Genomic DNA, 13,268 nt, shown 5'->3' with positions numbered 1-13,268 from the left:
ATGGCCCTTGCGGGTAGGCGGCTGCAGGACATCTGTATTACTATCCGACACATTGTGTTATTCGGAGCCTTTCATGCACCGTCGTCGCTTCCTACAGCTCTCGCTTGCCGCCGGCCTGGCCGCCAGCCTGCCCGGTTGTGGCCGGGGTGACCCCCTGCGAGTCGGTATTCACCCCTGGATCGGGTACGAGCCCTTGTACCTGGCGGAAGAATTCGGCTGGTTACCGGATACCGTGCAACTGGTCAAGGGCACGGCGGCCAGGGATTCCATGAGCGGCTTGTTGTCAGGGCAACTGGATGCCGCGGCCGTCAGCCTGTTTGACAGCCGGGAGTTGCCGGATACCATCTTTGATGTGCTGGCGGTGACCCACCGGGCCGAAGGCCGCCAGCCCGGGCCAATAAAGGACCTGGTGGCCGGCCATTTTGCCGGTTACCGGTACCTGGTGCGCAACCTGCACGATGCGGTTTACCGGATAGCAACGCGGCAGGGCATGGCGCCGGAGCTTATCCGCCAGGCACTGGCGACGGTTATGTTGCCAGATCTCGCCGCCAACCAGCGTTACCTGGCCAAGAACGGAACAATTGAAACAACGGCCATACGCCTGGCCGGGCTTCTGGAACGGGAGGGACTGATGGACAAGCACCCGGAACACGAACGGATCGCCAGCCAGCAGTTTCTGCCAAGGCGGGCAGAGTGAGTTGGTTCTTGGTTCTTGCAGGTAACCCGGGGCGGGCGATTGCGCTGTTGGTGCTGCTGGTTCTGGCGCCGCTCCCGGTGGCGGCAGAAGCGGGTAGCGTGACGCTGGGGGTGCTGGGATATCGCCCCGACCCCCTGGTGATGGCAAAGTATCAGCCGCTGGCGGACTATCTGAGCCGGGAGACCGGCAGGGATATCACCATCCGTGTGCTGGCCCAGGAAGAAATGGACCGTGCGGTTGCCTCCAACCGCATTGATTTTTTCCTGACCAATCCGGCTCACTTCCTGATGATCCGCAGCGAGCGCAGCCTGACCGGCGTACTGGCTACCCTGCAGCGCGACTGGAACGGCATCACTACCGGCAGCATTGGCGGTGTGATCATCGCCCGAGCCGGGCGCAGTGATATTCAAGCGCTGGAAGACCTGCGCGGCAAAAGCATTGCTACCCCGGGCCTTCACTATCTGGGCGGCTACCAGGCCCAGGCCCTGGAGCTGCAGACGGCAGGCCTGGATATCCGGCGGGATAACCGGATCATCTATCTGGGCAACCATGACCGGGTGGTTCGGGCTGTGCTGGCGGGAGACACCGACATCGGCTTTATCCGCACCGGTGTTCTGGAAGAACTTCTGCAGGAAGACCCGGGGCTGGAAACCGCACTGAAGGTGATCAACGCCCAGAACCTCCGGGGCTATCCGTTCCGGCTTTCAACCCGCCTGTATCCGGAATGGCCTCTGGTGTCGCTGCCCCATGTGGATTCCCGCACCATTCGCCAGATTGCCTCCGCCCTGTTTGCCCTGGAACCGGACGACCCGGCTGCCGTGGCCGCAGGCCTGGCTTCCTTCGCGCCCCCGGCCGATTACCAGTCGGTGGAACACCTGACCCGCAGCCTTCGCCTGCCGCCTTACGACCAGGTCCCCCAGGTAACCTGGCTGGATGTACTCCACCAGTACCGGCTATGGGTAGCGGTGGTAACCGTGTTGGTGCTGTTATTGCTGGCTACCAGCATCTGGCTGGGCCGCAAGAAGCGCCAGCTGTCCCGGGAAAGCCGCCGGCTTCAGGAGCTGGTGGCAAGCTGGCCCCAGCCCATGCTGATGATCCGTGGCCGGGCCCTGAGTGACTGTAACCGGGCCGCAGTGGAGCTGCTTGAGTGCCGCTCCGCCGCCGACATGCTGGGCCAGCCCCTGGAGCGGTTTTCCCCGGAGGTCCAGCCGGATGGCCAGGACTCCGCCCGAAAGCTGGCAGGACTGCTGCAGCGGGTTCAGGTAGGGGATGTGGCGCAATCCGAGTGGCTCTTCTGCCGGGAAGATGGCAGCCACGTGTGGGTGGACATGACCCTGGCCCCGGTCTACCAGAATGATGACGACACACCATCGGTGCTGTGTTCCTGGTACAACATCACCCGGCGGAAACAGGCCGAAGAACGTCAGCGGCTGGCCCTGAAGGTGTTTGAAAATGCCCGGGAAGCGATCTTCATCACCGATGCCCATGGTGTGGTCATCGACACCAACGAGGCCTACTTCCTGATTACCGGCTGGGACCGCAACACCGCAATAGGCCGCGTGCCACCGCTGCCGGTGGATGAAGGCAGCTCGATACTGGTGGCTGCCCGCAAACACGGAGTATGGAGCGGCGAGTTCGCCAGCCGTAACCGGGATGGCCGGCGGCTGATCCTGAGCCTGACCCTGAGCAGCGTGGTGGATGAGCAGGGCGAGAAAAGCCATTTCGTGGGTGTGTTCAGTGATATCACCCGGCTCAAGGAAACCGAGAAGAAGCTTCGCACCATGGCGCACTATGACGCCCTCACCAACCTGCCCAACCGGGTGTTGTTTGCCGAGCGCCTGCAGCAGGCCATGGCCCAGGCCAGGCGGCAGGATTATCGTTTGGCGGTGCTTTATATCGACCTGGATAAATTCAAACCGGTGAATGATGCCTTCGGCCATGACGCCGGTGACCAGTTACTGGTGGAAGTGGCCCGGCGACTGCGCACGGTGCTGCGGGAAGAAGATACCCTGGCACGGCTTGGTGGCGACGAGTTTGCGGCCATCGTAGTGAACGTGGCCGATGTGGACGCTATTGAAAACCTGATGGACAGGCTGCTGACGGCGGTTGCCGAGCCGGTCTGGGTGGCTGACCACATGGTGGAAGTCTCTGCCAGTGTCGGCTACACCCTGTATCCCCAGCCTGCGGAGCTGGACGGCGACCAGCTGCTGCGCCAGGCCGACCAGGCCATGTACCAGGCCAAGAACACGGGCCGTAACGGTTATTGCGGGTTCTCCGGCACCGGCTCCTGATGGTGGTAGCCGTTCAGGATATCGGTGCCGGCGCGCCAGTAGAGTGACTTGGCCCACTGGTCGCTCAGCCGGCGTACCGAGCTGAGGGTATCCAGCATCTGGTCCCCGAGGGTGGTGGCCAGCCGCTGCCAGACAATTTTCTGCAGGGTGTCGTTCTTCAGGCTGTGATAAACCTGTTCGGTTTTTGCCAGCAATTCCGGAGCCGGTTCTTCCGACGCCACCAGTGCCCGCAGGGTGTCCAGATAGTCGCTGTAGGCCTGTTTGGAGCCGGCAAATTCAGTGCGGCCTGCCAGTTCCCTGAGGGTCAGCAACCGGTCTGCCAGGTCGGTGGCTTCGGCCAGGTAGCGACAGGTGCGAACGCTGATCGTCAGGGCGTCGACAATGGAGACCTGCATTTTCTCCGCCCGCAACCGCCCGATATAGTCGGTAATGGCGCTGTTCAGGGCTTTGATGGCCTCCATTTTCGGGCGGATCTGGGCGACATTCAGGCCTTCCCGGTCCAGGCATACCCTCAGCAGGCCCCGGGTATGGCCGATCAGCCGTTTCATCTCCTGGTCTACGGCGCCGATCGCCAGTTCCGGCGTGGTGATCAGGGTGTCATCCAGGTGCCGGGGTTCGGCATTGTCCTCTTCCTTGCTGCGGAAAAGCCGGCCCAGAAAACGGGCAAAGGGGGTGATAAACGGCAGCATCACGGCGGCGCCCAACACGTTGAACAGGGTGTGGAACAGGGCCAGCGACACTGCCGGGTTGGCTTCCAGGTCCAGCAGGTCGGTCAGTGTGGCGACCATCCAGAGCATCACCGGCAGGATCAGCAGGGCGATGATGCCGGTCACCACGTTGAACAGAATGTGGCCAATAGCCAGGCGCCGGGCGTTGGCGGTGGCTTTCAGGGCCGACAGCGCAGCGGTGGAGGTAGACCCCAGGTTGGCACCCACCACGGCTGCTGCGGCATTATCGAGCGGGATCAGTCCACCGGCAGCTGCAGTCAGCACAATGGCCAGCGAGGCACTGGAGGACTGGGTCAGAACGGTGGCGATCAGGCCAATCATGAAGAACGCTGGCAGGCCGTAGTCCGGGCTGATGATGTCGCCGCTGGTAAGGCCGCCGGCGGCGGATTCCAGTGCGGTTTTCAGAATCGACAGGCCCAGGAAAAACAGCGCAAAGCCGGCCAGGGCCTCTCCCAGAAACTGGTTTCGGGGCGTGCGGCTGATGGTGCGGAATCCCACGCCGGCCGCCAGCAGGGGCAGGGCAATGGCTTCGATCTTGAAACCGAAGCCCACCAAGCTCACCAGCCAGCCGGTCATGGTGGTGCCGATGTTGGAGCCGAAGATTACGCCCAGGGAGTGTTTCAGGGACAGCAAGCCGGCGTTAACAAAGCCGATGGTGGCCACGGTGACCGCGCCGGAGTGCTGCACAATACCGGTAATCACAAAGCCGGCCATCAACCCGCGCATCGGGGTGCGGGTCCAGTGGCCGAGCAGGTGGCGGAGGGAATGGCCGGCGGCGTTTTTCAGGCCGTTGGTCATCATTTCCATGGCCAGCATGAACAACGCCAGCCCGCCGAGTACCTGAAAAACGGATGAGATCATGGTTTCGGGAAAAACACCCTGAGACTGTTTTGATAAGTCTGGCTCACAACCTGCCCGAGCGGTAGTTCTTTTACCTCGGCGATTTTTTCCGCCACGAACGGCAGGTAGAAGGGGGCATTCTCCCGGCCACGGTAGGGCACCGGCGTCAGGAACGGGGCATCGGTTTCCAGCAGAATCTGCTCGATGGGTGTCATGCGCACGATGTCCCGCACGTTTTCTGCCTTGTTGAAGGTGGTGATGCCGTTAAAACCCAGACACCAGCCCTGGTCCAGGGCGTATTGCGCCAGGCCGGGGCCGGAGGTAAAGCTGTGAATGACGCCGCGCCGCTCCAGGGTGTTTTCGAATTCCTTGAGGATGGCGATGGTGTCGTCATCGGCATCCCGGCTGTGGATCACCACCGGGCGGTTGGTGTCGCAGGCAATTTGCAGCTGGCGGCGGAACACCTCCCGCTGCACTTCGCGGTCGGCGTTGTCGTAGTAATAATCCAGGCCGATCTCGCCAATGGCGACGATCTTGCTGTCGCCCGCGTGCTGGCGGATTTCGGCTTCCACCGTATCGGTGTAGCTCTCGGCTTCATGGGGGTGGATACCCTGGGTGCCATACACCCAGTCGGCAGCCTGGCTCAGTTCCCGCACGCCGGCCAGGTTGTCCGGCGACACCGCGATGGTGATGACCTTTTCGATGTTGACCTTCCGGCTGTGCTCGAGAATATCCGCCAGGGGCTGGTCTTTCAGATAGTCCAGGTGGCAGTGGGTCTCAATGATCGGGTGATCGAAAACGGGAATCTCGCGACGTTTTTTGCTCATATCCGGGGTTCTGGCTCCATCGCAGCACGGGGCTGGCTGCTATCCTGAAAGTTGATACCCTGAGTTTAACAGTTTGCATACAGCTTGACCTGCCCGGCAGGCCTAGGGAGTTTCCTTGATGAAGTACACGGCGTTTGCCCGTTCCTGGTTTCTGAGCCCGAAACAACCGGGGCTGGGGCATTACCCCACCGAGCTGGATGACAGCGCAGGTGTGCCATCGCTTGAGGCCAGCCTGGAAGACATCGGGGAATACCAGCGCAGGCTCTGGGCCAACCGCAAGCAGGCGCTGTTGCTGGTGGTCCATGGCCCGGATACCAGTGGCAAGGACAGCCTGATTCGCACCCTGGCCACCTATGCAGACCCTGCCGGCTTTCATGCCTGGTCGTTCAGCCGGCCGACCGGGGCCGAGGCCGCCCATGATTTTCTGTGGCGGGTGACGCCTTACCTGCCGGCCTATGGCCAGATGGTGGCCTTCAACCGCAGCCACCATGAAGCGGTGATTGGCGAACGGGTGTGGCCGGTGCGGGCCGAAGACACCTACAACTGGCCGGCCCGGTACCAGGCGGTCTGTGACTTCGAACGGCACCTGGTGTCTGAAGGCACCTGTATTGTGAAAATCTGGCTCAACCTGTCGGAAGATGAGCACAAACGGCGGTTGCTGAAGCGCCTGGACAAACCCCGGAAACGCTGGAAATTCGATCATTCCGATATCGAAGGCTGGAAGCAGCGGGCCACTTACCAGAAGTATGCCGAGCAGGCGCTGGCGGCAACCCATACCGACGATGCACCCTGGTTTGTTGTGCCCGGAGACAGCAAGCCGGTTGCCCGTGCGATCGTGGCGGCGCTGGTGGCGGATGTGTTGAAGCAGCTGGCACCGGAGTATCCGGCGGAACATCCGGAGGTGCTGGAGGAGTATCGGCAGTTGCTGGCCGAGAATGGCGTGAGTTAACGGAGGCAAGTCATGCACATTGTGGTGATAGGCGGCGGTGTGGTGGGTGTAACCACTGCCCGGGAGCTGATACGGCGGGGCCACAGGGTAACGGTACTGGAACGGCACCCGGTGGCGGGTAACGAAACCAGCAAGGGCAATGCGGCCCAGCGCTCCTACGGGGTGGTGTATCCCTGGGCGGATCCGTCCATGGTGTTCAAGTCCCTGCCATGGCTGTTGCAACAGGACGGCCCGCTGAAACTGGGCCTGCCGCCGTCACTGGAGGCCTTGCGGTTCATGTTTGCCACCCTGCGCTACGCCTGGTCGCCGGGATTATTCGGGCTGAACAAGCGGGCCATGTTGCGCCTTGGTATCTACAGCCGGGAACGTTTCCTGGCCCTGGAACAGGAACACAAGCTGGCCTTTGACGGTGCCCATCAGGGCCTGCTGCACCTGGCCAGCACGCCAGACGCCATGGACGACTACCGCAAGTTGCATGAATTGCTGGCCGGCATGGGCATTGCCTCAAGCCTGCTGACCCCGGAGCAGGTGCGGCAGGTGGAGCCGGGCATGACCGGTGGCGGCCCCCTGTACGGTGCCATTCGCTACGACACCGACGGCACCGGTGATTGCCACCTGTTCAGCCAGGAACTGGCCCGGGTCTGCCAGGAGCTGGGGGCCGAATTCCGCTATGAAGTGTCAGTGGAACACCTGCTGGCGGACCAGCAGCGGGTGAATGGCGTGCAGATCCGGCGGGCTGATGGCCGTACCGAGATTGTCGAGGGGGATGCCTTCGTGGTGTCTGCCGGCTGCTGGTCGCCGGAGCTGGTGCGGCCGCTGGGGCTGAAACTGCCTATTTACCCGGTCAAGGGCTACAGCATTACGGTGCCACTCAGCGAGCCCGGCCGGGCGCCGGTGAGCACCATTCACGATGACAACTTCAAGGTGGTTGCCACCCGGCTGGGTAACCGCCTGCGGGCCACCGGTTTTGTGGAACTGGCGGACTTCAACCGGGACATCCCCGGGGCCCGCATTGCCACCATCAAAAAATCCGTGCAGTCGCGCTTTCCGGGGTGCGCCAACCTGGATGACGCCGAAACCTGGACCGGGTTCCGGCCGATGACGCCGGACGGCCCCGCCATTATCGGGCGAGGCCCCAGGGACAACCTGTTCCTGAATACCGGGCACGGTACCTTCGGCTGGACCCTGTCGGCAGGGAGCGCGGCGGTGATTGCCCAGGTGATTGATGGCGAGGAGCCGGAGGTGCAACTGGACGCCTTCCGGCCCGGGCGGTTCTCCGAATAGCTCAGAGCTTGCGCTCGATGTTGCCGCACAGGGTATGCACAAAGCCGATATCCCGCTCCGACAGCAGGGGCAGGCGCTCGAACACCCATTGCGACAGCTTTTCATCGGCTGGGGCATCCAGTTTCGGCAACAGGGTTTCCAGCCGGGTACGCAGGGCACCGAGACCGGCGGCTTCCGTTTCTTCGGCAGGGCTGTCGGTGCCGGCACCGGCGAGCCCCGATAGTTCCCAGGCGTAGAGCATCACCGACTGGGCCAGGTTCAGTGACGGATAACTGACCGCCATGGGGAAGCCGGTCAGCAGGTCACACAGGGCCAGTTCGTCGTTCGACAGGCCCCGGTCTTCCCGCCCGAACACCAGGGCCGCGGTAGCCACTGCCGCGCCCTTGTTGGCCAGTACCGATTTCAGCTGCGCCGGCGGGTGCCAGTCCTGCCGGTTATGGCGGGGCTTGGCCGAGGTGCCCATCAGCAAATCCGCGGAGTTTCTAACCGCTGCCAGATCAGGGAAAATGCGCGCGTTATCCAGGATGTGATCACTGCCGTGAGCCAGCCAGTGGGCTTCAGGCCGGGTGTGCAGGTCGGAATTGACCAGCCACAGCTCGGCAAAACCCATAGTGCACAGGGCCCGGGCAGCCGCGCCTACGTTTTCCGGAACTTTTGGTTCAACCAGTACAAAGGCCAGTTTCATGACGTTACCTCCGGCGGCGAGTTTACACCAGCTAGCGAGATCTTTTTACAGCCACTGGCAGCAGGTGAATGACTGGCTGGTCCGGCACCAGGAGTTGTGGCAGCCGGCACCGTTTATGGAGCCGGAACCGGCCTGGTGCGAACGTTATCGGGAGCTTGCACACTGGCTGGGCACGCTGACGGTGGACGCCTGTGAAGCCTTTGAGGAAAACCTGGCGGCGTTTGCAGTTGAAGCCGCCCGGTTTGTACCGAACCTTGCTGACTATAGCGCCCTGGTAGAGCTGCCGGAACTGTCGCCTCCCGACAGCGGGGCCCGGTCGGCACTGCCGGAGCTGCAGGCCGTGGATATGCCCGGTCGCAAGCGTTTGCAAGCCGGTGCCTTTGCCGCCGCAGTGCTGCCGCTGGAACAGCCGGTGCTGGATTGGTGCTGTGGCAAAGGCCACCTGGCACGAACGCTGGCGGCCCGGGGGGCGGCGCGCGTGCAGGGCTTCGAGTGGAATGATGAACTGGTTCAGGACGGCAACCGGCTGGCCCGGCATTACGGCGATCCGGTGCAGTTGCACCACCAGGATGTGATGGCGGATTCCCTGAACTGGCCTGCGGGAGTGCATGGCGTGGCGCTGCATGCCTGTGGCGACCTGCACCGGCAACTGTTGAAGCGCGGGGCGGCGGCCGGTACGCCGAGACTGAGTTTTTCCCCCTGCTGTTATCACCTGACGGCCCAGGAGCAGTATCAACCCCTGGCAAAAGGCAGCCGAAACCACGCACCCGCCCTGAGGCCAGCCCGTAACACCCTGCGCCTGGCCGTGCAGGAAACGGTCACAGCGCCCGCAAGGGTACGGGAGCAGACGGCCCGGGTGACGGCATGGCGGCTGGGCTTTGATGCCCTGCAGCGCCATCTGCGGGCAGTAGACGGCTATCTGCCGGTGCCCTCCCATCCGCCGTCCCTGAATAACGGTGACTTCGAAGGCTTCTGCCGCTGGGCGGCGGGCAAGAAACAGCTGGAATTGCCGGATAACCTGGACTGGCAGCACTGGCTGGCGCGGGGTGAACAGCGGGCGTTGCAGGTTCAGCGCCACGAGTTACTGCGGCATCTGTTCCGCCGGCCACTGGAGCTCTGGATGGTGCTGGATTACGCGGTGTTTCTGGAGGAGCAGGGCTACAGTGTGCGCCTGGGCCGTTTCTGTGCACGGGAACTGACGCCCAGAAACCTGCTGGTGGACGCGGTTCGGGTGGAATGACTGCGGCTGAAACAAGTAAGGCGCCCGAAGGCGCCTTACTTATTCATTACCCGTCCGGTTGGTCTTAGCGACGAACCTGGATGCGGGCTTCTACACGGCGGTTCTGGGCACGGCCAGCCGCAGAGTCGTTGCTGGCAATCGGCTCGACTTCACCGTAACCAACTGCAGTTACACGGTCCGGATCCACGCCCAGTACGAAAGTCAGGCGATCAGCCACGGCTTCGGCACGGCGCTGGGACAGGAAGCGGTTGTATTCGGCATCACCAATGCTGTCGGAGTGACCGGCAATCTCAACGGTGGTGTCCGGGTACTCTTCCATGAAGTCCGCCGCCTTGCGGATTTCGGCGTCGTAGGTGGCGTCAATCACGGAGCTGTTGGTGGGGAACTGAACCCGCAGCTCGATGGTTTCGATGGTCTCGGTGACACCTTCGCAACCGGTTTCGTCCACTTCAGCACCGGCGGCCGTGTTCGGGCACTGGTCCTTGCTGTTCACCACGCCATCGTTGTCGCTGTCCAGCTCACAACCACGGCTGTTTACTTCAGCACCAGCCGGGGTGTTCGGGCACTGATCCTTGCTGTCGGCAACGCCATCGTTGTCGGCATCCAGTTCACAGCCGCGGCTGTCTACCTGGGCACCGACCGGGGTGTTGGCGCACTGGTCACGGGAATCGGGCACACCGTCGTTGTCCGCATCCGCTGGCTTGGGCTCGGTGGTGGTGCGGTGGAAGGCCAGGCTCAGGCCCAGAGACACCATGGTGTCGAAGGTGCTTTCGTCAATGCCGTGGAACTCGCGCAGGTCACCGCGCAGGGAAATCATGTCGCTGATGTTGTAACGCACACCGGCGCCCACGTTTACACGGGTTTCGTCGTGGTCTGTGCCGGCGGTTTCACGACCGATGTTGTCGCCCAGTCCGAAATCGGCATGGCCGGCACCGAAGGCCAGGTACGGGTTCCAGGCTGAATCCTGGCCACGGAAGTAATAGAGGCCGTCCAGGCGCAGTTCTTCAAATTCGGAATCACCGGCGTCGTATTTGCGGTCTGCATCGGCCCGGGAATAGACCGCTTCCACCGCCCAGTGGGGCTTGAACCGGTACTCAAGGCCAAAGCCGTAGGTGTCGGTTTCGCTCAGGTCACGCTTGTCGTCAAACAGCTGGTAACCGGCGAACGGGTTCAGGTAAATGGATTGCTTGTCGGCGGCCAGGGCTGGCGCAGACAGGGATGAAGCTAAGACGGCCAGGGCGACCGGGCGCACGATGTTCATGCAGAACCTCCTGTTTCATTTTTATGTTCCCGTTCTCTCATCAGGAACGCAGACAAATCCCTAGATTTAATGCCTTATCTGGAATCTAGGTTAGTAAGCCAAAAAATACAAAAAATTACATCTTTACCTGGGCCAGGACTTGTACGCAGGGGGTTCCACTTATGGATCAGTCTGTTACCGGGGTGAAGTACAGGTGGGCGCTTTTCTTGCTGAAATTCAGGGTGTCGCCATTATCAAAGCGCACCTGGAATGAGCTTTCGTCTTCCCCGGTTACGCGGCCAGCGCCAAAGATGGCGTGAATGAGCCGGGGCTGGTGCCATACGGGTTGTGAGGTGTCCGGGGTGCTGGCTGGCGCCTGGCCATCCAGGGTGATTTTGGCCCTTTCGGCATAGCGCAGGCTGACCGGAGTGAGGGGGTGCCGGAGCGTTATGGGCTGGCCGGAGGCGGGGTTACCTGCATCGAGAACCTGCCCCAGCTCCCGGGCCAGGGGGAAGCAGAATTCTGCCACGAAGCGGCTGGGGCCCTGATCACCATCCAGGTGCGGGTGGCTGCTGTCGGGGCGGGTAATCAGGTGCAGCTGCTCCCGGCAACGGGTCATGCCCACGTAGAGCAGCCGCCGTTCACTCTCCAGCAGGGCTCGGGCATCGTCCTGCGGGCGGGGGCTGTAGGGCAGGTACTTTTCCTGCAGGCCGGGAATGATGACCACCGGCCACTCCAGGCCCTTGGTGCGGTGGATGGTGGATAACAGTACGCCCTGTTCCCGCTGTTCGCCGGCTTGCTGCTTCAGGGCCTTGAGGTGGTCCAGCGCACCGGTGGCGTCAACATCCAGGCTTTTCAGGTAGTCGCGGAAGCCCTGGATGGTGTCGATGCGCTCCTCGGCGCTGTCGTGGGTCAGGGCGAGGCTGCGGATGCCTTCATACAGATCGGTATGGTCGGCGTAGACGCTGATCAGTCCAGCCACGGGGCCCGTGTAGTTGCGCAGCTGCATCAATACTTCGCCCAGCTTTTTCAGCTTGCGGGCGGCCATGGGGGCCAGGGCGTTGAAGTCCATGGCCAGCAGGCGTTCGTGCCAGTCGCTGTCGAAGCCGGCGAGGAACTGCGCCAGGTTTTCCAGTTCCGGCTCTTTCAGGCCGACGTGGGGAAAGCGCAGCAGTTGCCGGGCCAGGTCCAGCCGGTCACTGTCGGGCAGCTGATGCAGGCGGCCGCTCACGACCATCAGCAGGGCGATAATGGCCTGCACTTCCCGGCTGAACAGGGCCCCTTTGCCGCTGTCGATGCGATAGGGGATCTGCCGGGCCAGCAGTTTCAGCTCGATCGGCACACTCTGGCTCCAGACCCGGAACAGGATGGCGCTCTGGCTGGTTTGCTCCGGGCTTTGTTGCTGCAGAATTTTCAGGATCTGGTCGCTGTCGTTGTCTGCCCTGTGCAGGTTTACATCGGTGGCCGGAGTGGATGAGTGGGAGTGGCACAGCACATCCTTGCGGCCGGTATTGTGGCAAATCAGGTGGTTGGCCAGCAAGGCGACCTGGTGCCCGTACCGGAAGGTGTAGCTCAGGGTCTGTTCCAGGGGGCTTTCGAACTCGTCGCTGAACCGGCGCAGGATAAATTCAGGCTTGGCGCCGCGGAATTCGTAGATGGTCTGGTCCGGGTCGCCGACCACGGTCACCCGGGCGCGGTCGCCGGCCACGTAGCGCAGCAGCAGGTGCTGGATTTCGTTGGTGTCCTGGTATTCGTCCACCAGGATCAGGTCCATTTTATTGCCGACGAGGCGCTGCAATGGCGGGTTCTGGTGAATGGCCATGACCGGTTCGTACAGCATGTCGGCGTAGCTGATGCGGCTCTGGCTTTTGCGCCATTGCTCAAAGCTGTGAAACAGGTCGATCAGGTATTTGTGTTTTTCCGAGTAGCCCAGTTCTTCGAATACGATTTCTGCCGGCGACAGGCAGGTTTTGACCAGGTCGATAAAGCCGGTGGCGGTTTCCACATAGTCTTTCTTGTTGCGGCGGATTTCGTCAGCCAGGTCTTCCGGTGCCAGCCGGCGGGTGAGCAGCCAGGCCTGGTAGCCGATTTCCTGTTCGGTGAGGATTTTTTCAGAGAATCCGGGCAGGTAGCCTTCCCGCACGAAGCGTTTGTACAGCCGCAGGCCCATGGAGTGGTAGGTGCGTATTTCCGGCAGGGCCAGGCCGGACTGGTGGCACACCTCTTGTAGCTTGCGCTGGAAGTCGATGCGGGCGCTGCGGTTGAACATGAGTACCAGCATGCGGTCCGGGTCGTGGCCCTGTTGCAGCAGGTAGCGTATGCGCCAGGCCAGGGTGGAGGTTTTGCCGCTGCCGGCCACGGCGGTGATCACCGAGTGTTCGTAGCCGGCGGTGATGATGGCCCGCTGTTCGTCGGTTAGGTGGTCTGGCAGGTAGCTGGTGTCTGGCATCTGGGGCTGGTTTGGCATGGCGGGTATTGTACTTGGCT

General features: G+C 62.3%; 10 protein-coding genes. 5 read left to right on the top strand and 5 right to left on the bottom strand.

Annotated features, from left to right (window positions below; genetic code table 11):
- The first annotated feature begins 73 nt into the window (after positions 1-73).
- Together Q668_RS05190 and Q668_RS05185 are read left to right on the top strand one after the other, a co-directional pair.
- Positions 74-697, top strand: a complete 624-nt coding sequence (locus tag Q668_RS05190) for a twin-arginine translocation signal domain-containing protein (RefSeq protein ID WP_022988552.1) — start codon at positions 74-76, stop codon at positions 695-697.
- Positions 694-2,988, top strand: a complete 2,295-nt coding sequence (locus Q668_RS05185; protein ID WP_022988551.1) for a diguanylate cyclase domain-containing protein — start codon at positions 694-696, stop codon at positions 2,986-2,988. The genes Q668_RS05190 and Q668_RS05185 overlap by 4 nt, the downstream gene beginning before the upstream one ends.
- Here Q668_RS05185 and Q668_RS05180 read toward each other — a convergent pair.
- Positions 2,958-4,577 (bottom strand): Na/Pi cotransporter family protein, encoded by a 1,620-nt coding sequence (locus Q668_RS05180; RefSeq protein ID WP_022988550.1) that lies wholly within the window; start codon positions 4,575-4,577, stop codon positions 2,958-2,960. The genes Q668_RS05185 and Q668_RS05180 overlap by 31 nt on opposite strands.
- A complete protein-coding gene (locus Q668_RS05175; protein WP_022988549.1) occupies positions 4,574-5,383 on the bottom strand; it encodes a TatD family hydrolase in 810 nt (269 codons plus the stop codon). Before Q668_RS05175 ends, Q668_RS05180 begins: the two co-directional genes overlap by 4 nt.
- 118 nt (positions 5,384-5,501) lie before the next feature.
- On the opposite strand from Q668_RS05175, the gene Q668_RS05170 reads away from it, so the two are divergent.
- Together Q668_RS05170 and Q668_RS05165 are read left to right on the top strand one after the other, a co-directional pair.
- Positions 5,502-6,332, top strand: a complete 831-nt coding sequence (locus Q668_RS05170) for a polyphosphate kinase 2 family protein (RefSeq protein WP_022988548.1) — start codon at positions 5,502-5,504, stop codon at positions 6,330-6,332.
- 12 nt (positions 6,333-6,344) lie between these two features.
- Positions 6,345-7,616: a D-amino acid dehydrogenase gene (locus tag Q668_RS05165; RefSeq protein WP_022988547.1), complete on the top strand. Its 1,272-nt coding sequence runs from the start codon at positions 6,345-6,347 to the stop codon at positions 7,614-7,616.
- Position 7,617: 1 nt separating this feature from the next.
- Here the strand turns inward: Q668_RS05165 and Q668_RS05160 are convergent, their stop codons facing one another.
- Positions 7,618-8,301 (bottom strand): tRNA/rRNA methyltransferase, encoded by a 684-nt coding sequence (locus Q668_RS05160; protein WP_022988546.1) that lies wholly within the window; start codon positions 8,299-8,301, stop codon positions 7,618-7,620.
- Between Q668_RS05160 and Q668_RS05155 the strand changes: the two genes are divergently transcribed.
- On the top strand, positions 8,300-9,541 hold the full coding sequence (locus tag Q668_RS05155) for a methyltransferase (protein WP_036219194.1): 1,242 nt from the start codon (positions 8,300-8,302) through the stop codon (positions 9,539-9,541). The two genes, Q668_RS05160 and Q668_RS05155, sit on opposite strands and share 2 nt — an antisense overlap.
- Positions 9,542-9,605: 64 nt before the next feature.
- Here the strand turns inward: Q668_RS05155 and Q668_RS05150 are convergent, their stop codons facing one another.
- Complete coding sequence (locus Q668_RS05150) at positions 9,606-10,802, bottom strand: OmpA family protein (protein ID WP_022988544.1); 1,197 nt, start codon at positions 10,800-10,802, stop codon at positions 9,606-9,608.
- Between the two features lie 166 nt (positions 10,803-10,968).
- A complete protein-coding gene (locus tag Q668_RS05145; protein ID WP_022988543.1) occupies positions 10,969-13,248 on the bottom strand; it encodes an ATP-dependent helicase in 2,280 nt (759 codons plus the stop codon).
- Positions 13,249-13,268: the final 20 nt, after the last annotated feature.

This window comes from Marinobacter sp. ES-1 (assembly GCF_000475255.1).
GTDB lineage: Bacteria > Pseudomonadota > Gammaproteobacteria > Pseudomonadales > Oleiphilaceae > Marinobacter > Marinobacter vinifirmus.
The sequence above is the reverse complement of the archived record's forward strand: the minus strand, read 5'-3'. Positions and strand labels throughout refer to the sequence as shown.

Excerpts from the sequence above, each read along its gene's own strand:
- Q668_RS05190 (WP_022988552.1), top strand. The coding sequence starts at position 74 with ATGCACCGTCGTCGCTTCCTACAGCTCTCGCTTGCCGCCGGCCTGGCC.
- Q668_RS05180 (WP_022988550.1), bottom strand. The coding sequence starts at position 4,577 with ATGATCTCATCCGTTTTTCAGGTACTCGGCGGGCTGGCGTTGTTCATG.
- Q668_RS05175 (WP_022988549.1), bottom strand. The coding sequence starts at position 5,383 with ATGAGCAAAAAACGTCGCGAGATTCCCGTTTTCGATCACCCGATCATT.
- Q668_RS05170 (WP_022988548.1), top strand. The coding sequence starts at position 5,502 with ATGAAGTACACGGCGTTTGCCCGTTCCTGGTTTCTGAGCCCGAAACAA.
- Q668_RS05165 (WP_022988547.1), top strand. The coding sequence starts at position 6,345 with ATGCACATTGTGGTGATAGGCGGCGGTGTGGTGGGTGTAACCACTGCC.
- Q668_RS05155 (WP_036219194.1), top strand. The coding sequence starts at position 8,300 with ATGACGTTACCTCCGGCGGCGAGTTTACACCAGCTAGCGAGATCTTTT.
- Q668_RS05160 (WP_022988546.1), bottom strand. The coding sequence starts at position 8,301 with ATGAAACTGGCCTTTGTACTGGTTGAACCAAAAGTTCCGGAAAACGTA.
- Q668_RS05150 (WP_022988544.1), bottom strand. The coding sequence starts at position 10,802 with ATGAACATCGTGCGCCCGGTCGCCCTGGCCGTCTTAGCTTCATCCCTG.
- Q668_RS05145 (WP_022988543.1), bottom strand. The coding sequence starts at position 13,248 with ATGCCAAACCAGCCCCAGATGCCAGACACCAGCTACCTGCCAGACCAC.